Origin of the sequence: Nitratidesulfovibrio sp. 1201_IL3209, from assembly GCF_036763125.1 — a bacterium.
Classification (GTDB): domain Bacteria; phylum Desulfobacterota; class Desulfovibrionia; order Desulfovibrionales; family Desulfovibrionaceae; genus Cupidesulfovibrio.
In genome coordinates, this window is the sequence record NZ_JBAIYT010000013.1 from 15,874 (window position 1) to 35,046 (window position 19,173).

15 protein-coding genes are annotated in these 19,173 nt (G+C 67.9%); 11 read left to right on the forward strand and 4 right to left on the reverse strand.

The window, feature by feature from the left end; genetic code table 11:
• Positions 1-53: 53 nt before the first annotated feature.
• The 7 genes from V6B97_RS07995 (at position 54) to V6B97_RS08025 (ending at position 10,093) form a co-directional block, all read left to right on the forward strand.
• On the forward strand, positions 54-3,281 hold the full coding sequence (locus V6B97_RS07995) for a response regulator (RefSeq protein WP_333505976.1): 3,228 nt from the start codon (positions 54-56) through the stop codon (positions 3,279-3,281).
• Positions 3,282-3,685: 404 nt separating this feature from the next.
• Positions 3,686-5,707, forward strand: a complete 2,022-nt coding sequence (locus tag V6B97_RS08000; RefSeq protein ID WP_333505977.1) for a methyl-accepting chemotaxis protein — start codon at positions 3,686-3,688, stop codon at positions 5,705-5,707.
• Between the two features lie 344 nt (positions 5,708-6,051).
• Positions 6,052-6,426, forward strand: coding sequence for a desulfoferrodoxin (locus tag V6B97_RS08005; RefSeq protein WP_333505978.1), 375 nt, complete (start codon positions 6,052-6,054; stop codon positions 6,424-6,426).
• A gap of 97 nt (positions 6,427-6,523) precedes the next feature.
• Positions 6,524-6,682: a rubredoxin gene (rd, locus tag V6B97_RS08010; protein ID WP_007526280.1), complete on the forward strand. Its 159-nt coding sequence runs from the start codon at positions 6,524-6,526 to the stop codon at positions 6,680-6,682.
• Between the two features lie 232 nt (positions 6,683-6,914).
• Complete coding sequence (locus V6B97_RS08015) at positions 6,915-8,123, forward strand: FprA family A-type flavoprotein (protein ID WP_333505979.1); 1,209 nt, start codon at positions 6,915-6,917, stop codon at positions 8,121-8,123.
• Between the two features lie 471 nt (positions 8,124-8,594).
• Positions 8,595-9,320: a molybdate ABC transporter permease subunit gene (modB, locus tag V6B97_RS08020; protein ID WP_333505981.1), complete on the forward strand. Its 726-nt coding sequence runs from the start codon at positions 8,595-8,597 to the stop codon at positions 9,318-9,320.
• Positions 9,320-10,093, forward strand: a complete 774-nt coding sequence (locus V6B97_RS08025; RefSeq protein WP_333505982.1) for an ATP-binding cassette domain-containing protein — start codon at positions 9,320-9,322, stop codon at positions 10,091-10,093. The genes modB and V6B97_RS08025 overlap by 1 nt, the downstream gene beginning before the upstream one ends.
• A gap of 194 nt (positions 10,094-10,287) precedes the next feature.
• On the opposite strand, the gene V6B97_RS08030 is transcribed toward V6B97_RS08025, so the two are convergent.
• Complete coding sequence (locus V6B97_RS08030; RefSeq protein WP_333505983.1) at positions 10,288-11,628, reverse strand: TOBE domain-containing protein; 1,341 nt, start codon at positions 11,626-11,628, stop codon at positions 10,288-10,290.
• Between the two features lie 335 nt (positions 11,629-11,963).
• Between V6B97_RS08030 and tsaA the strand changes: the two genes are divergently transcribed.
• The 4 genes from tsaA to cydB all read left to right on the forward strand — a co-directional run bounded on the left by tsaA (position 11,964) and on the right by cydB (position 16,411).
• Entirely contained in the window at positions 11,964-12,839 is an 876-nt protein-coding gene (tsaA, locus tag V6B97_RS08035) for a tRNA (N6-threonylcarbamoyladenosine(37)-N6)-methyltransferase TrmO (protein ID WP_333505984.1), read from the forward strand.
• Entirely contained in the window at positions 12,836-13,618 is a 783-nt protein-coding gene (gene modA / locus V6B97_RS08040; RefSeq protein ID WP_333505985.1) for a molybdate ABC transporter substrate-binding protein, read from the forward strand. The genes tsaA and modA overlap by 4 nt, the downstream gene beginning before the upstream one ends.
• Before the next feature lie 411 nt (positions 13,619-14,029).
• Entirely contained in the window at positions 14,030-15,331 is a 1,302-nt protein-coding gene (locus V6B97_RS08045; RefSeq protein WP_333505986.1) for a cytochrome ubiquinol oxidase subunit I, read from the forward strand.
• 54 nt (positions 15,332-15,385) lie between these two features.
• Entirely contained in the window at positions 15,386-16,411 is a 1,026-nt protein-coding gene (gene cydB / locus V6B97_RS08050) for a cytochrome d ubiquinol oxidase subunit II (RefSeq protein ID WP_333505987.1), read from the forward strand.
• 336 nt (positions 16,412-16,747) lie between these two features.
• Here cydB and V6B97_RS08055 read toward each other — a convergent pair whose 3' ends face one another.
• The 3 genes from V6B97_RS08055 to V6B97_RS08065 all read right to left on the reverse strand — a co-directional run bounded on the left by V6B97_RS08055 (position 16,748) and on the right by V6B97_RS08065 (position 19,165).
• A complete protein-coding gene (locus V6B97_RS08055) occupies positions 16,748-17,224 on the reverse strand; it encodes a hypothetical protein (RefSeq protein ID WP_333505988.1) in 477 nt (158 codons plus the stop codon).
• 189 nt (positions 17,225-17,413) lie between these two features.
• Positions 17,414-18,592, reverse strand: coding sequence for an ornithine cyclodeaminase family domain (locus V6B97_RS08060; protein WP_333505989.1), 1,179 nt, complete (start codon positions 18,590-18,592; stop codon positions 17,414-17,416).
• A gap of 36 nt (positions 18,593-18,628) precedes the next feature.
• Complete coding sequence (locus tag V6B97_RS08065; protein WP_333505990.1) at positions 18,629-19,165, reverse strand: Fe-S-containing hydro-lyase; 537 nt, start codon at positions 19,163-19,165, stop codon at positions 18,629-18,631.
• Positions 19,166-19,173: the final 8 nt, after the last annotated feature.

Consider the following 19,173-nt stretch of genomic DNA (forward strand, 5'->3'; position numbering starts at 1 on the left):
CAGGTTCCAACGGCCGCAGCCCGGCCGGAAAGCCGTTCGCGCCCGGAGTCGCCATGCGGCCGCACATGTTCTCCATCCGCGTCACCCTGGTCTGGATCGCCCTGCTGGCGGCCCTGCCCTCGTTCGGCGTCATCCTGTACGATTCCCACCGCCTGGCCACGCAGATGCAGGCCGAGGCGGAAGCCTCGGTCGCCCGCGCGGCCAGCAGCATCGCCGCGTTGCAGGCCCGCGAGGCCGACAACGCCCGCCAGACCCTGACCGTCCTGGCCGCCCTGCCCGACGTGCGGCGGCTGGACCCGGCCGCCTGCGAGGCCGTGTTCCGCGAAATGCTGGCCGAAAACACGGCCCTGCTGAACCTGCTGGCCCTGGACGCCAACGGCGACCTCGTCGCCTCGGGCCGCCGGACCGTGGCCGCCTCCGGCCAGCCGCCGTTCAATCTTGCCGACCGCCTGTATTTCCGCACGGCGGTGCGCGACAAGCGCTTCACCAGCGGCGAATACGTGGTGGCGCGCACCCTGCAGGAGGCCACCTTCCACTTCGCGCTGCCGCTCATGGACGACGGGGGCCGGGTGTACGGCGTGCTGGCCGCGCCCATGCGGCTGGACCACCACGCCGGCCTCTTCGACAAGCTGAGCCTGCCCGCCGGTTCGGTACTCAGCGTGTCCGACCATCGCGGCATCCGCCTGTCCTACCATCCGCGCAACGACGCCAACCCCGTGGGCGGCCCCATCCGGGGGGAAGTCCTGGACTCCCTGCGCTCCATGCCCGACGAAGGGCTGTTCACGCGGAAAGGCGCCGACGGCACGGTCCGGCTGTACGGGTTCACCCGCATGCGCCTGTATCCGGAAGCCGCGCCCTACCTGAACGTGATGGTGGGCATTCCCGAAGAGGCCGTGCTGGCCCCGGTGCGCGCCGCGCGCAACCGCGCCCTGCTGTTGCTGGGCGGGGCCATGACCGTGACCCTGGCCGTGGCCTGGGGGATAGGCGGACGGCTGGTGGCCCGGCCCCTTTCGCGCATCGCCGCCACGGCCGTCCGCATGGGCGAGGGGCAGCTTGGCGCGCGCACCGGCATCGACCACGACAGGGGCGAAATCGGCCAACTGGCCTTCAGCGTGGACACCATGGCCGCCATCCTCACCAGCCGCCTGCGCGAGCGCGAGTCCTTCACCGCCGAACTGCGCGACAACGAGGCCCGCTACCGCGCGGTGTTCGACAACGCCATGGACGCCATCCTGCTGGCCGACGCGGACACCGGCATCATCATGGACGCCAACCGGGCGGCCTTGCAGGTGTTCGGCTATGCCCGCGATGAACTGGTGGGCATGCACCAGCGTCAACTGTATCCGGAGCGGATGCACCGCAGCGGCTTTGGCGGACGCTTCGAAACCCTGAGAAGCCACCCCCTGGAACTGCCCGTGGAAATGCCCATGCGCACCCGTGACGGCCAGGAACGCGACATGCTGGTCAAGGCCCGGGTGCTGCGCGTGGGCGACCGCGACGTGGCCGTGGGCATGTTCCACGACATCACCGAGCGCAGGCAGTCGGAACAGCAACTGCGCGAGGTGGAGGCCCGCTTCCGTTCCATCGTCGAGGGCGCGCCCCTGGGCGTGCTGCTGCTCGCCCTGGACCAGGCCGAACACCTGCGCATCGAGGCGGTGAACCCCACGGCCGACGAGGCGTTGCGCATCACCGCCCGGAGCATGCTGGGGCGGCGGCTGACCGAGGCCCTGCCCGACATCGCCGCCACCAACCTGCCCACCATCTTCGGCTCCATCGCCGTCAAGGGCGGGTCGTTCAGCGTGTCCGCCCATGCCAGCGCCGGGTGGCTGCCCGCCGGATGGTCCTTTGCCGACCTGTGGGTGTTCCGCACCGGCAGCCGCCAGATCGCGGTGATGTTCGCCGACGTCACCCGGCGCACCCGCGCCGAGGACGAACTGCGCCAGGCCAAGGAGGCGGCGGAAAAGGCCAACCGCTCCAAGTCGGAATTCATCGCGGTCATGAGCCACGAGGTGCGCACCCCCATCAACGGGGTCATGGGCATGCTGCAACTCCTGCGCGGCACCCACCTTTCCGGAGAGCAGGAAGACTGCGTGGACACGGCCCTGGGCGCCAGCCGCAACCTGCTGCGCATCCTCGACGACATCCTGGACATCTCGCGCATGGAGGCGGGCGCGCTGCCGCTGGTGGAGGAATCGTTCTCCATGGCCGAGGTGACCGAGCCCATGCGCGCCATGCTGGCCCACCAGGCCAAGGCCAAGGGGCTGGCCTTCGAGACGGAGGCGGACCCGGACCTGCCGCCGGTGCTCACGGGCGATGCCGGGCGCATCCGCCAGGTGCTGGTGAACCTGGTGTCCAATGCCGTCAAATGCACCGAAGCGGGCGGGGTACGGGTGGAGATATACCCGCTGCCGCGCTGCGGACGGGCGGACCGGACGAGCATCCACATGGCGGTCATCGACACGGGCACGGGCCTGCAACCGGAACTGCTGCGCACCCTGTTCGACAGCTACGCCACGGGCGTCGCGGCTGCGGCGCGCCCCACCGGGACGGGCCTAGGCCTGGCCATCGTGCGGCGGCTCACCCTGCTCATGGGCGGCACCATCTGCGTCTCCACCGCCCCCGGCGAGGGTACCGAATTCCACATCACCCTGCCCCTGCGCACCGAAGAGGCGCAGGCCGCGCGTCGGGCCGACGCACGGCAGGCCGCTCCCCCGCCCCCAGCCCGGTCCACCCCCCACGCAGCCCGGACCGGCCAAGGTCCCACGCCATCGGGCGACGGCGCGTCCCGCGCATCCCAAACCGACGGAGCCGCCCCGCGCGTCCTGGTGGTGGACGACGACGAGGTGAACCTGATGACCGCGCAACGGCTGCTGGCACGGCTGGGCTACACGGCCGACCGGGCCATGTCGGGTCGGCAGGCCCTGGAAATGCTGGACCGCACCCGCTACGACGCCGTGCTCATGGACATCCAGATGCCCGACATGGACGGCATGGAGGCCACCCGGCACATCCGCATGCGCGAGGCCGTGACCACCGGCGCCACCCCGCCGTGGGTGCCGGTGGTGGCCCTGACCGCCCACGCCATGCGGGGCGACCGCGAACGGTTTCTGGCGGCGGGCATGAACGACTACCTGGCCAAGCCCATCGAAATCGACCAGTTGGACGCCCGGCTGCGAGCCCAATTGCGAGACCAGCCGCGAGACCAGTCGCGGGTCCGGTTGCGCCCCGCCCCGCCCGACGGCGCCGCCACCGGCTCGGAAACGGGCGGCGGCACGGCCTGATCGGCAAGCCCGGACCGGACGCCCGCCACGTCCGCCCCGCCTGACGTGTCATGTCGCGCCAAGCATGCTCCAACTGTACGCACAACCTGCATTTTTCCCCGCCCCCGCTTGACGCAACCCCTGCCCTTGGGTACAGCGAAAGCAAACAAGAACGGCGTCATACCGGGTCTTGTCGGCACGCTGCGGGGCATGGCCTGAAGTCGGGCACGGCCTGTCCCCATGCCGCGGCGCGGCACCGTCCGCGCGCGGCAACACCGCGCGCCGACCACCCATCGGCACGCCGCCCCGAGGCACCGGGGCGGCTTCCTGCGCGCCTGCGCGCAGGATTGTGGTGACGTTCCACAGAAGCGGGAAGTGGCGCGGGTTCCCTGCGCGCCCGCCCACAGGACAAACCGGGGGGTCGCATGCTGTTCACCCGTTCGCTGGGCGCCAAGGTGCAAATGCTCGTCGTGGGCACCGCGGTCATGGTCTTCGCGGCGTTGTTCCTCGCAAACTCCTACTGGCAACGGGAAACCACCCTCCATCTCATCCACGACTCCTCCGCCCGCACCGCCCAGATCCTGCTCGAGGCCATCAACGACCCCATGTCCAAGGGCAACGACGAAGGCACCGGGGAAAAGTTCAACGCCATCGCCGCGCGCTATCCCACGGTCAGCGTGCACCTTACCGACTTCCGGGGCTCCGTCACCTACTCCACCCGGCACGAGGCCGTGCGCAAGCCCATGAAGGACGTGGTGCGCGACCCGCGCTTCGCCGCGCTGTTCGACGCCGCGCTGCAACAGCAGGTGGACGACGGCCAGTTGCTGGAACTGGGCGGCACCCCCTACTACACCGAGTTCAAGACCATCCCCAACGCGCCGGAATGCCACCACTGCCACGGCGCCAGCCAGCCCATCCTGGGGGCCATGGTCATGCTTCAGGACATCTCGGCCGACGCGGCCCTGCTGCGCACGCGCCAGTGGCAGGGCGGCGCCCTTTCGCTGGCGGGCATGCTGGCGCTTACCGCCGTGCTCTCGCTGTTCATGCGCCGGGCCGTGGTGGGCCGGGTGCGCACCATCGCGCGGGTGAGCAGCGAGATAGAGCGCGGCAACTACGCCGTGTCCTTCACCGACGAATCCCGCGACGAGTTGGGCGTGCTGTCCGCCAACCTGGCGGCCATGGTGTCCACCATCCGCAACCAGCTGGAATACAACAAATCCGTATTGGGCGGCATCATCGTGCCGCTGGCGGTGATGGACAAGGCGGGGCGCATCGAATTCGCCAACCAGCCCATGTGCGCCATCCTGGGTTCCCCGTGCAAGGACCTGATGGGGCTTTCGCTGCGCGAAGTGCTGGAAAAGGGGGGGACCGACTGTTCCCTGCAATGCGACCCGGTGGCCCAGGTGCTGTCCACGGGCACCAGCACCAGCGGCATGCTGCGCTTCGTGCGCCGGGACGGGGTGGCCTTTCCCCTGCATTACGAGGCGTCGCCCCTGCGCGACACCGACGGCAAGGCCGTGGGGGCCATCGCCGTGATGATCGACCTGACCCAGGAGGAGGAGGACAAGGTCCGCATCGAAACCCAGCGCCGCAACCTGCTGGAGGTGGCCGAAGAGGTGACCGGGGTGGCCCGCGCCCTGTCCGACGCGGCCGGCGAGCTTTCCGTGCGCATGGGCGAACTGGCCCGCAACGTGGTGGAATCCACCGACGAGACGGCCCAGGTGGCCACGGCCATGGACGAGATGAACGCCACGGTCATGGAGGTGACCCGCAACGCTTCGGCCACGGCCGAGGCGGCGGACCTGGCCAACCGCGAGGCGCAGCAGGGCGGGGCGGAGATGCAGGCCACCGTGTCCGAGACCCGCCAGGTGGCCGAACGGGCCGCCGGGCTTGCCGCGTCGCTCAACGACCTGGCGGCGCGGGCCGACAACATCGGCCGGGTCATCGACGTGATCAACGAAATCGCCGACCAGACCAACCTGCTGGCGCTGAACGCCGCCATCGAGGCTGCCCGTGCCGGTGACGCCGGGCGCGGCTTCGCCGTCGTCGCCGACGAGGTGCGCAAGCTGGCCGAAAAGACCATGACCGCCACCAAGGAGGTGGAACGCGCCATCGCGGACATCCAGACGGGCACGGCCCAGGCCGTGGGCGAGATGACCCGCACGCGCGGCCAGGTGGAGACCACGGCGGACAAGGCCGAGGGCACCGGCGAGGCGCTGGGGCGCATCGTGCGGCGCGCCGTGAACATCGCCGACATGGTGCGCAACATCGCCACGGCGTCGGAGCAGCAGTCCGCCACCAGCGACGAGATCAACCGCAACGTCACGCGCATCAACGACCTGTCGCGCGACATCGCCGACCGCATCCGCACGGCCGAGGCGTCCATCCACGAGGTGTCCGGCATGGCCCAACGGCTGGGGCAGCTGGTGGAGCGCTTCCGCCAGTAGGACCCTGCCGCCGGGGGGAGGGCGCCCCCGGAATTTCGCGCAATCTTTCCGCCGGTTCGCGGAGAATGATTGAACAGTCCACCGACCTGATGTATAGGTGGCAGTACCGCATGTTCCCTCCGCCCCCGAACGGCCCGGCCCGTCCGGCACGCCCGGAGCGGCACGCCGCGCGGGCGACCGCCGGAACCCTCCGGGACGGCCCGGAACGCCCGGAACCTCCCGGAACGGGGGACGCGCGGAAGCAACGAGACACCCCGGCCCGCCCCCGCCACCGGCGCGGACGCCCGCCGCACGAACATCACACGGCCGCTACAGGCCCAAAAGGTCCTTCAAGGAGGCATCCCGTGCCGAACATGCTCGAAGTCTACAAATGCGTTCACTGTGGCAACATCGTCGAAGTCCTGCACGGCGGCGGCAGCGAACTGGTCTGCTGCGGCGAACCCATGAAGTTCATGAAGGAAGGCACCAGCGACGGGGCCAAGGAAAAGCACGTGCCGGTCATCGAAAAGACCGCCACCGGCTACAAGGTGAAGGTCGGCTCCGTGGCCCACCCCATGGAGGAAACCCACTGGATCGAGTGGATCGAACTCATCGCCGACGGCCGCAGCTACACCAGGTTCCTGAAGCCCGGCGACGCCCCCGAGGCCGAATTCTGTATCCAGGCCACCGAAGTGACCGCCCGCGAATACTGCAACCTGCACGGGCACTGGAAGGCGTAACCCCGCCCCGGACGTCCCGTGCCCGGCGGGCGACCGCCCCTGCCCCAACCGGCGGCGCCAGGCCGCCATGCAACCACCCGACAACGAGGACCGAATCATGAAGAAGTACGTCTGCACCGTCTGCGGCTACGAGTACGATCCCGCCGAAGGCGACCCCGACAACGGCGTGAAGCCCGGCACCGCCTTCGAAGACGTGCCCGCCGACTGGGTGTGCCCCATCTGCGGCGCGCCCAAGTCTGAATTCGAACCCGCCTAGGGGAGTTTCAACTCACGGCCACCGGGGGAGGCCGCGCCGCCACAGGGCGGTGCGCCTCCCCTTTCCGTCCGCGCGGTCCGGGCGATCCGGGCGATCCGCGCCGCACGCCATGCGCCGCCCCCTTGCCCCACCCACGGAATTTACTTACTCCTTTGGACAGCCCTCTTGCGCATGCTCGCCGGCATGCCGCGCCCCCCGCGCACACCCACGCACCCGCATCGCGAGGTAGAACATGCACGCCCTGGAAATAAAGAAGGACATCCACTGGGTCGGCGTCGTCGACCACAACAGCCGCGACTTCCACGGCTATTCGCTGTCGCCGCAGGGTACCACGTACAACGCCTACGTGGTGATGGACGAAAAGGTCACCCTGTTCGACACGGTGAAGCACGAATTCCTGCCCACCATGCTCTGCCGCCTGTCCCAGGTGGTGGAGCCGGAGAAGATCGACTACATCGTCTGCAACCACCTGGAGCCCGACCACGCCGGAGCCCTGGCGGACATGGTGGCCCGCTGCAAGCCCGAGAAGATCTTCTGCTCGCCCATGGGCCTGAAGGCCATGGAAGCCCACTTCGACATCACCGGCTGGCCCGTGCAGGTGGTGAAGACGGGCGACTCCATCAGCCTCGGCAAGCGCACCGTGACCTTCGTGGAAACGCGCATGCTGCACTGGCCCGACAGCATGGTGTCGTACATTCCCCAGGACAAGCTGCTGATCTGCAACGACGCCTTCGGCCAGAACATCGCCAGCACGGAACGCTACGCCGACGAGATAGACCGCTCCGCGCTGCTGCACGCCATGAAGGAGTACTACCACAACATCGTGCTGCCCTTCTCGCCCATCGTGCTGAAGACGCTGGACGCCATCGCCGGGTTGAAGCTGGACATCGACATGCTGGCCCCGGACCACGGGCTGATCTTCCGCGGGTACGACGAGGTGCAGTTCGCCTTCGACACGTACCGCCGCTTTGCCGAGCAGAAGCCGCAGAAGCGCGCCGTCATCGTGTTCGACACCATGTGGCACTCCACCGAAAAGATGGCCCAGGCCATCGCCGACGGGCTGGAGGCGGGCGGCGTGCCCACCCGCATCATGTGGCTGAAGGCCAACCACCACAGCGCGGTGATGACCGAAGTGGCCGACTGCGGCGCGGTGATCGTGGGTTCGCCCACCCACAACAACGGCATCCTGCCCGAAGTGGCCAAGATGCTCACCTACATGAAGGGCCTGCGTCCGCTGAACCGCATCGGCGCGGCGTTCGGCTCGTTCGGCTGGTCCGGCGAATCGGTGAAGGTCATCGGTGAATGGCTGGAATCCATGGGCATGGAACTGCCCGCCGACCCGGTGAAGGTAAAGCACGTGCCCACCCACGACACCTACGAGAAGTGCTTCGAGCTGGGCAAGGCCGTGGCTGCGGCGCTGACCGCCAAGTGCGGCGGGTAGGCGGCGCGCCGGCCGTTTGCCTGCAACGCCCACGGGAATAGAACACACGGGATTCCCGCAGACTGCTGACAAACCCAAATTCTTCCGGGGGAGGGACCCTTTTGGAAAAGGGTCTCCTCCCCCGGACCCCCTCCCCCAAAAACTTTTATTTGTATTCTCCGCGCAGTACGAGAATACAAAACACGGGGTTCCAAGGGGCGACAGCCGCTCTGCGATCGCCATCCGTAATGCTCGAAGACTCGCATAACGGCTGCCGTCCTTGGCCGCCGGAGGCGTCCAAAATCAGACGTTGTCAACACTCTGGGGGAAGGGTCGCGGACCCTTCCCCTTTTCCGTTCGCCCAGCCCGGCGGGTCACGCCCCGTGAAGCCCATCGGGAAGGTGCCGTGTCAGTACCCCGTGCCACGGTCACCAAGACGGAACTTTTCGTGCCTCTGTTGCCCCACCCCGGCCTTTTCGCCACAGTCGGGCCATGGATTTCCTTTCCGCCCTGTTCCCACAGTCCCCCCTGTTCGCGGCGGACACGCTGAGGGTTTCCGTCATCCTGCTCACGCTGAAGGTGGCGGGCATCGCCACGGTGGTGTCCTCGGTGCTCGGAATCCTGACGGCGTGGTGCATCGCCCGCCGCCCCTTTCCCGGCCGCACCTGGGTGGACGCCCTGTGCGCCCTGCCGCTGGTGCTGCCGCCCACGGTCATCGGCTACTACCTCATCCTGCTGGTGGGGCGGCGCGGCCTGCTGGGGCCGTGGCTGGCCGAATTCGGCATCAACCTGATGTTCTCGTGGGAGGGTGCGGTGGTGGCGGCCACGGTGGTGGTCTTTCCGCTCATCTACAAGTCCGCCCGCGCCGCGCTGGAAGCCGTGGACCACAACCTCGAAAACGCGGCCCGCACCCTGGGCGCGTCGGAATGGAAGGTGTTCCTGCGCGTCTCGCTGCCTCTCGCGTGGCGCGGCATCCTGGCCGGGGTCATGCTGGCCTTCGCGCGCGGCATGGGCGAGTTCGGGGCCACGCTGATGATCGCGGGCAACCTGCCCGGCCGCACCCAGACCCTGTCGCTGGCCATCTATTCCGCCTTCCAGGCCGGGGACGACGCGCAGGCGCTGGCGCTGGTCATCGTCACATCGCTGTTGTGCATGGGCGTGCTGATACTGGCGGACAAGCTGGCCACCGGCGGTCTTTCCTTCGGCAGGGGGGCGTGATGATCGACGTCGCCATCACCCATCGCCTGCCCCCGGCCCGTGGGGCCAAGGGCAAGGGCTTCAAGATCGACGTGTCCTTCGCCACCGAAGACCGCACCCTGGTGCTGTTCGGCCATTCCGGCTCGGGCAAGACCCTGACCCTGCAAGCCATCGCCGGGCTGATGCGCCCGCGCGAGGGGCGCATCGTCATCAACGGGGCCACCCTGCTGGACACGGCGGCGGGCATCGACATTCCCGCGCGCGACCGGGGCATCGGCTACGTGTTCCAGGACTACGCCCTGTTCCCGCATCTTTCGGTGCGCAAGAACGTGGAGTTCGGCCTGGGGGCCGGGCGGCGGGCTTCCGTGGCCGGGAATGAAGACAGGGCCATGACCGGCGGCGCGAGCGGCAAACAGCGCGTGGACGAACTGCTGGAACTGTTCGAGATAGACCACGTGGCGCAAAACCTGCCGGGCAACATTTCCGGCGGGCAGCGCCAGCGCACCGCGCTGGCCCGCGCCCTGGCGACGAACCCGCGCGCGTTGCTGCTGGACGAGCCGTTCTCCGCCCTGGACCCGCTGCTGCGGGTGCGCATGCGCAAGGAATTCACCCGGCTGTTCGCTCACTTCGACATTCCGGCCATCATCATCACCCACGACCCGGACGACGTGGACGCCTTTGCCGATACCCTGGTGCTGTACGAGGACGGCCGCATCCGCCACCGCCTGAACTTCCGCGAACTGCGCGCGGAAGGAAAACCGGCGCTAGGGCTGCTGATGACGTTGATGGGATAGCGCAGTGCGTACGAGCGGTTGCCACCAGTCTTTCCCCTCGGGCGCGTTTGCCTCGCGCGCCCGGTTCCCTGCGGGCCTTCGGATCACCGTCCGCCCGTCCGCCCCTCCATGTGAAAGCGCCGCCATCCCCACAAGGACGGCGGCGCTTTCCGCAGGCGGGCGGCGTTGCGCCCCCGGATACGGCATGCGTCGCGCTACTCCACGTTCAGGATCACCGAAAATGCCTTGAACATCACCAGAATGTCGGTGCCCGGCTCCAGGTCCAGCGCCTTCACGCTTTCCACGGTCAGCAGGGCGCACACGGTGGTGCCCTCGGGCAGGTCCACCACCACCTCGGCGGCGATTTCGGAAAGGTTCACCCGCGCCACCTTGCCCGCGTAGCGGTTGCGGGCGCTGGTCTTCAGCCGGTTTTCCTCGCGGGCCAGAATCACCCACGGGGCCTTCACCGTGGCGGTCATCACCTTGCCGGTGTTCACGCCAAGGTTCTGGGCGCTTTCCTCGGTGATCACCGAAACCACCTTCAGGCCGCTGTTGGTGGTCAGTTCCACCTCCACGAGCAGCCCGTCCTTGACGACGGACGTCACCCTGCCGGTGAACGCGTTGCGCGCGCTGGTCTTCATCCTGGTCTCCTTGTTCAGGTAATGATGCACGATACGCCGTACGTCATCATCTGAAAAGCGCAGGTAGTTGGCCGTCTGGTTCATGCTCTGGTGGCCCAGGATGCCCTGCACGATCTTCAGCGGCACGCCGCCGCGCAACAGTTCCACGGCCCGCGAATGCCGGATGACGCGCGGGTTCAGGTATTCCTTGGGGATGGAGCATTCCGCCGCGCGCTCGTAGAACTTGCGGCGCACGTAGCCCTGGTCCATGCGGAAGACGCGCCCGCGCAGGCCGAACATCATGGGATCGTCCAGCACCCGCTGCACCTCGCGCATGACCGGCCCCGGCAGCTGGATTTCGCGCCCGCCGTGGCCGCGCACGATGGCCAGCTGGCGCACCGGGTCGAGGTCGGCGGTGTCGTCCAGGGCCAGCGCCTCGCCAAGGCGCAGTGCGCCGTGGCGCATCATCAGGAAGGCCACCCACAGCCGCCCGCGCGAACGGCGCTGCACCGGCGTGGCGGCCGCGCCGAACCAGGCGTGGAAGGTGGCCGTCAGTTCGTCGAGCTGTTCGGAGGTAAGGTGCTTGACCCCTTCCGGCACCTCGAAGCTCTGGGCCGGGCAGGGAACGTCCTTTGCGCCCTGCGGCGCGGGCGGGGGATACGGCGCTTCGCCCCCGCGCCGGGCGGCCCCGCGCGGGCAGGCGGCGCCGCCACCCGTGCCCGGCGCGCCGGACAATGCGGTGACGATGGAATGCAGCGTTTCCGCGCCAAGGCCATCCGCGCCCGCATGAGAGCCGCCAGACATTCCAGACGGGCCAGACGGGCCAGACGGGCCGCCTTGCAGGCGCGCCTCCAGTTCCCGCTCGATGCAGGCCCGCATCAGTTCCAGTTGTGTCTCGTCCAGTGCGCCGACGATACCGGCCAAAGGAGCATGCATGGTCGATCTGCCTCCGCAGTGTCGTTGCCGCCGCCACCCTGCCGGAAGTTGTGGTCGGTTTTCGCCGGAAAGGAAATACAGTCACGAAAATACCAACCCAGGTGACCGTGTTGCGCACCGTCCGGGCAACGGCTACCCGGAATATGGAAGGAGCTCCGGTCGCACGTGCCTGCCGCGCCGGTGCCCCGACGAGGTCCGGCCCGGAATGCGCACCGGGCCGGCACCCCCGTGCCGCCTTTCTCCCCCCGGAACGCCCAACCGGCAGCCCTCCGGTCCCGTGGTCATTCCGGGCGATTCCGCCCCTTCCGTTCCCCTGCGCCGTGGACATGCTGCCCATGCTCCTCTCTTCCGCCCTTCCCGCCGTGCTCTCCGTCGTGGCGCTGGCCGCTCTGGCGGCCTTGGCCCTGCTGCTGGCCTTCGAAACGGGGCTTGCGCCGCGCGGCAACGTCCACGACGGCGAACTGGGCCTGGCAACGGGACGGGACACGGCCGCGCGCCTGCGCCTGCGCGAACTGTGCGGCGGCCCGCTGGCCCTGATGCTGGCCGGGCTGGGCGTGCCCCTGCTGTGGCCGGAACCGGAGGCCGGGGTGGCCCTGCTGGCCACGGCCGTGGCGCTGCGCCTGCTGCGCGGCCCCGCCGCCGCGCACGCCGCCCCCCGTCCCGCCCCGCATCTGGCAGACAACCCGGAAGCCCCGTGCATTTCCTACGCTCCGGTGGCCCACATGCGCACCCCGTTCACCGACGTGCGCGGCATGCCCATCCAGCCCGTGGGCGCGCGGGGCGTGGCGGGCAGCATCGACGTGCTGCCCGAATACGCCGACGGCCTCGCCGACATCGAAGGCTTCTCGCACCTGCTGGTCATCTACCACCTGCACCAATGCAAGGGCTTCACCCTGCGCGTGAAGCCCTTCCTGGACAACGACGAGCACGGCATCTTCGCCACCCGCTCGCCGCGCAGGCCCAACCCCATCGGCATTTCCGTCCTGCGGCTCACCGGCGTCACCGGCAACCGGCTGCACGTGGAGAACGTGGACATGCTGGACGGCACCCCGGTGCTGGACATCAAGCCGTACGTCCCCGCCTTCGACGTCTGGGACGCCGACAGGACGGGCTGGTTCGCCACCGTGGCGGACAACGCCGTGCAGTGCAGGGCCGATGACCGTTTCGTCCCCGCAGACACCATTCAACCTCAGACAGGAGGCGCCTCATGATTTCCGGTTTCCGTCCGTTCCGCACCGGCCGCAGCGTTCTTGCCGCACTGGCCCTCATGGCGCTGGTGTGCGCCCCCCTCGCCGCCCAGGCCGGCGAAATCACCGTGTCCGCCGCCGCCAGCCTGACCAACGCCTTCACCGACATCAAGGGCATGTTCGAAAAGGCCAACCCCGACAGCAAGGTGCAGACCAACTTCGCCGCCTCCGGCCCGCTGCTGAAACAGATGCAGGAAGGCGCGCCGGTTGACGTGTTCGCCTCCGCCGACCAGGTCACCATGGACAAGGCCGTGGAAAGCAAGCTCATCGACGTGGCCACCCGCGTCGACTTCGTGTCCAACAGCCTGGTGCTCATCGTGCCCTCCGACTCCAAGCTGGCCATCGCGTCCGTGGACGACCTGAAGAAGGCCGACGTGCACCGCATCGCCGTGGGCAACCCCGACTCCGTGCCCGTGGGCCGCTACACCAAGGCCGCGCTGACCGCCGCCGGGTCGTGGGACGCCATTTCCGGCAAGGCCGTGCTGGCCGAAAGCGTGCGCCAGGCCCTGGACTACGTGTCGCGCGGCGAGGCCGAAGCGGGCTTCGTGTACATGACCGACGCCAAGATCGCGGGCGACAAGGTGAAGGTGGTGGCCACCGTCAAGGGCCACGCCCCCATCACCTATCCCATCGCCGTCCTGTCCGGCTCCAAGGACAAGGCCACCGCGGCCGCGTTCATCAAGTTCGTGACCGGTCCCGAAGGCATGGCCGTGCTCGACAAGTACGGCTTCGGCAAGCCGTAGACGTACATCCCGGATGTTCCGGGTTCCCCCAGCCAACGCGAACGGGCGCCGGCCAGATGGCCAGCGCCCGTTGTGCGTTGCCGGTTTCCCGGGCAGTGCGATGCCGCTCGTTGGCGACGCCGCCGCCCGCAAACCGGCCCACGCCGCCAACTTGTCGCCGCCATGCATTTTTTGCTGACAGTTTCTTCGCAACCATGCTAGATTGCGCACAGTCCCTCCGTCAGCGCATGTAAAAATTCTTCCACCATGTTTGCATATTGGCGGAGAAGTGGTAGTAGCAACCATTATCGCTTGATGCACTCACGCTGCCCTGCGTTCGGCGGACGCAGACCGGGCGGCGCGCCAGTTTCACCGTTTAACCTTGCCGGGCTTCCGGGCGGCCACACCGCAGGACCCGCGAAGGGGGAAAGCATGGATGTCGTCATGCTGTCACGGCTGCAGTTCGCGGTGGCCGTCTTCTTCCATTTCATCTTCGTGCCGCTGACACTGGGCCTTTCGGTGCTCATCGCGGTCATGCAGACCATCTACTACCGCACTGGCAACGAAACCTACAAACGCATGGCCAAGTTCTGGGGCAAGCTGTTCCTGATCAACTTCACCCTGGGCGTGGTCACGGGCATCACCCTGGAATTCCAGTTCGGCACCAACTGGTCGCGTTACTCGGAATACGTGGGCGACATCTTCGGTTCGCTGCTGGCCATAGAGGCCACCCTGGCCTTCTTCCTGGAATCCACCTTCCTGGCCGTGTGGGTGTTCGGCTGGGAGCGCGTGTCCAAGAAGATGCACCTGTTCGCCATCTGGGCCGTGGCCTTCGCCTCCAACCTTTCCGGCCTGTGGATCATCCTGGCCAACGGCTGGATGCAGAACCCCGTGGGCTACGTGATCCGCAACAACCGCGCGGAACTGGACAATTTCCTCACCGTGCTCAGCAACCCCTACGCATGGGGCCAGTTCTTCCACAACCTGTTCGCCGCGTGGATGCTGGCGGGCTTCTTCGTGCTGGGCATCTCGGCCTGGCACCTGCTGCGCCGCAACGAAGAGGACTTCTTCAACCGCTCGTTCAAGCTGGCGGCCGGGTTCACCCTGGTGCTGGCCATCCTGGTGGCGGTGCAGGGCCACAACCACGGCAACACCGTGGCGAAGCTGCAACCGGCCAAGCTGGCGGCCATGGAATCGCACTGGGAAACCCAGAAGTCCGCGCCCATGTACCTGCTGGCCGTGCCCGACGAAAGCGCGGAAGGCAACGCCATCCAGGTCTTCGGCATTCCCGGCGTGCTCAGCCTGCTGGCCTTCAACGATCCCTCTGCCGAAGTGAAGGGCCTGAAGGACTTCCCCAAGGAAGACCGCCCGCCCGTGCTGCTGACCTTCCTGAACTTCCGCCTGATGGTGGGCCTTGGCACGCTGTTCCCGCTGCTGGCGGGGGCCGCCTTCCTGTTCCGCAACCGGTTGCAGGACAAGCCGTGGCTGCTGAAAGCGCTGCCGTGGGCCATCCCCCTGCCGTACATCGCCATCATGGCCGGGTGGGCCGTGGCCGAAATCGGCCGCCAGCCGTGGATCGTCTACGGCATGATGCGCACCACCGACGCGGTGTCGCCGGTGCCCGCCTCGTCGGTTGCCGTCTCGCTGCTGGCGTTCGGGGCGGTGTACACGCTGCTGGGCGTGCTCGACATCTACCTGCTTCGCAAGTACGCACGCAAAGGCCCCGCCGCCTAGCCCGCACGACGTGCCGCATGGCCGCATGAACCGCTAACCGAGAGGATCGGAAACATGTTGGAGACAATCTGGTTCGTCCTGTGGGGCCTGTTGTGGGCCATATACTTCGTCCTTGACGGCTTCGACTTCGGCATGGGCACCCTGCTGCCCTTCGCCGCGCGCACCGAGGCCGAGCGCCGCACCATCTACAACGCCGCCGGTCCGTTCTGGGACGGCAACGAGGTGTGGCTGATCACCGCGGGCGGCGTGACCTTCGCCGCGTTCCCCAAGGCGTACGCAGTGATGTTCAGCGCGCTGTACGCGCCGCTGCTGATCCTGCTCTTCGCGCTGATCTTCCGCGCGGTGTCCTTCGAGTTCCGCAACAAGATCGACAGCCCCGGCTGGCGCAAGGTGTGGGACGCGTTCCAGTTCCTGGGCAACTTCCTGCCCGCGCTGCTGTTCGGCGTGGCCTTCGCCAACCTGTTCATGGGCATTCCCGTCGACGGCGACGGCGTGTACCACGGCAACCTGCTGAAGCTGCTGAACCTCTACGGCCTGCTGGGCGGCGTGTTCTTCGTGCTGATGTTCGCCCTGCATGGCGCGCTGTGGATGGGCATCAAGTCCACCGGCGAACTGCACGACCGGGCCGTGGCCCTGGCGCGCGGCATCTGGCCGCTGCTGCTGTGCGCCGCGCTGGCCTTCCTGGCGGCCACCGCCGTGTACACCAACCTGTACGGCAACTACCTGAGGGTGCCGCCGCTGCTGGTGTTCCCCATCCTGGCCGTGGCCTCGCTGCTGACATCCCGGTTCTTCATCGCCTCCAACTCGGTAGGCATGGCCTGGGTGTGCAACGCGGTGTTCATCGTCTGCGTGACCTTCTTCGGGGTGTTCGGCATGTACCCAGCGCTGCTGCCGTCGAGCATGGACCCGGCCTTCAGCGTCACCATCGCCAACGGAGCGTCCAGCCCGCTGACGCTGAAGATCATGCTCACCGTGGTGGTGATCTTCGTGCCCCTCGTGCTGGCGTACCAGGGATGGGTGTACTCCGTGTTCACCCACAAGATCACCGACGAGGATCTGGAAGACGAGCACGCCTACTAGGGGCTGTTTCTAAATTGTCCTTTCGCCCGTTGGCGTCGTCAAACTTCGCCTGCCATGTCGGTCGAATACGATAAGAGTATACTCCCTCATGGCAGGCTTGTTTTCCTTGCCAACGAACGAAAACCCTAAGTTAGAAACAGCCCCTAGGTGGAGTGCGGACGGGTTCCGCGCCGCCGGAAACGGCGACGGAAACGACGACGGAAACGACGACAGAACGACAAACGACAAGGGAGGCCCCATGGGGCCTCCCTTGTGCGTTGCGCGTGCGCGCGGAGCCTAACGGCTGGCAGGATGAAGACGGACGGCCTGCGCCCCGCCCCCGGTGCCCGCCGCGCGCTAGACGCTGATGCTCACCCCGGCGGCGCCGCCAGAGGAACCGGAACCGCCGTTCTCGAGTTCCGCCTTCTGCTTGGTCAGTTCCATCAACTGGCTCTGGAGCATGGTGATTTCCGACATCTTCAGCGCCACCTGCTGCTGCTTCTGTTCGGCGTCCATGCCGCCATCCTGCTGGATATCGGAAAGCTCCTGCTGCTTTGCCCTGATCTGTTCCTGCAACTTCTGGATCTGCTCCTTGAGCGAGGCCAGCTTGTCGTCCGAGTCCGATTTCTCGGTGGACTGCGTGCCGCCCGCGCCGCTGGACTTCATCCCCTCCGCCTTCCGCCGCCCTTCGTCCGAGATGGTCACGGTGTCGCCGCCGCCCTCCCCGTCCCCGGTGGACGCGGTGCGCAGCGTGCCCGTGCGTTCCGTGCCCGCCTGCACTTGCAGGGTGGTGTAGGCGATACCGACCTGGGTTCCGTCCGGTGCTTCGACCATGGGGCCTCCTTCCGCGCGGATGCGCGACCTTCAGTCCACCTATCGGCGCAGCACATGAAGAGTTTACGGCACGGGCCCACATTGCATTGCACCAGAGTGCATATCCATGGGATTTCATTACATATGGACAGGGCGGATTCTCGCGGGCTCCGCGTGCAGGGAGCCCCCGAGGCCTGCCGGTACGCCGGGCTATTCCGTGCGGCACGCACCGGTAAGCGCCCGGTGCACGTTGACCACGAAGTCCTGCACGTTGGTGAGGATGGAGCGCGAGGTCAGCGAGCCCCGGTCGGCCAGCTTGCCCGCCGCGAATTCCGAAATGTCCGCGATGAAGAAATGCACCGGGCGCAGGACGCCCCCCAGCCCGGCCTGATACGAGGGGGTCATGTTGCCGGTGGCGATGGTGTGCAGCGCCGTGGCCAGCGCCACAACGGTGGTGGCGCGGCGCACGTGGGCGCGCATGGCGTCCTGCGCGGCGTACACGTCGGCGATGACTTCCGGCAGGGGGCCGTCGTCGCGGATGGACCCGGCCAGCACGTAGGGCACGGAGCGGGTTTCCAGCGCGTGCATCACCCCGTCGCGCACCAGCCCCGCGTCCACGGCGGCGCGGATGGACCCGCAGCCACGGATGGCGTTGAGGGCGTCGAGATGGTGGTAGTGCCCGCGCGGGGCCTGCCGCTTGTCGTACAGCCCCTGCCCCAGCGCGGTGCCGAACAGGGCCGCCTCCAGGTCGTGCGTGGCAAGGGCGTTGCCCGCCAGCAGGGCGTGCACGTAGCCCGCGTCGATCAGCCCCGCGAAGGCGCGGCGGGCGTCCGCGTCGAACACCACGGCGGGTCCGGCCACCCACACGATGTGGCCGTGGTCCTTGTCGTGGCGCAACACGTCGTACAGGGTGTCGTAATCGAGCGAAAAGGACGTCTCGCGACTGACGCCAGTGCGGAAGGCGAACTTGTCGGAATGGGGGGCGGCGGCGGCTTCGGGAGCAGGACCGACGGAGGCTCGCGGCGTTGCGCCGGATGCGGATGCGCCGGACACGGAAGCCACCTCTGCGGGCACGTTGGCCGGAGTCCATCCGGCCAGAAAGTCCGGCAGCTGGTCCAGCGGCCCGGCGTGCACGTAGATGCCGTCCTCGCCGTTTTCGCCACGGCCCACCGCCACCAGATCGCCCTTTTGCAGCCGCCGGAACTCCACCACCTCCAGCGTCCCGTCCGGGTTCTTGCGGATGACGCAGTCCATGCGCGATTCCGCAAGCAGCACCCAGCGCCCCGGCTCCACCTGCACGAACTCCGGATAGATGGACGTAGCGTGGTAGTTGTCGGGGGCCACGCCGTCGGCGGGGGCCGGGATATACGCACCGCATATGTTCGTCATGCGCTGAACCCCCATGGGTCTCCGGCAGCCTGCCGGTCAGTCTACCTGCACATACAACTCCCCGCCCACGCAGTCGTTGATGACCAGCAGGGGGAAGTCCTTCACGGTAAGTTCACGGATGGCCTCGGGGCCAAGGTCGTCGTAGGCGATGACGGCGGCGGCAGTGATGCACTGCGAGAGCAGCGCGCCCGCGCCGCCGGTGCCGCCAAGGTAGACGGCGGTGTGCTGTTTCAGGGCGTCGCGCACTTCGGTGTTGCGGCATCCTTTGCCGATGGTGGCCTTCAGGCCCAGCGCGTGCAGGCGCGGGGCGTAGCTGTCCATGCGGTAGCTGGTGGTGGGACCGGCGGAGCCGATGGGACGGCCGGGCGGGGCCGGGCTGGGACCCACGTAGTAGATCACCGCGCCGCGCAGGTCGAAGGGCAGGTCTTCGCCCCGGTCCAGCGCCTCGGCCAGGCGGCGGTGGGCCGCGTCGCGCGCGGTGTAGATGGTGCCGGACAGAAAGACCACGTCGCCGCTGCGCAGTTGCGCCACGGCCTCGTCGGTCAGAGGGGTGGTCAGGTGGTGGGTGGCCATGTCTGATT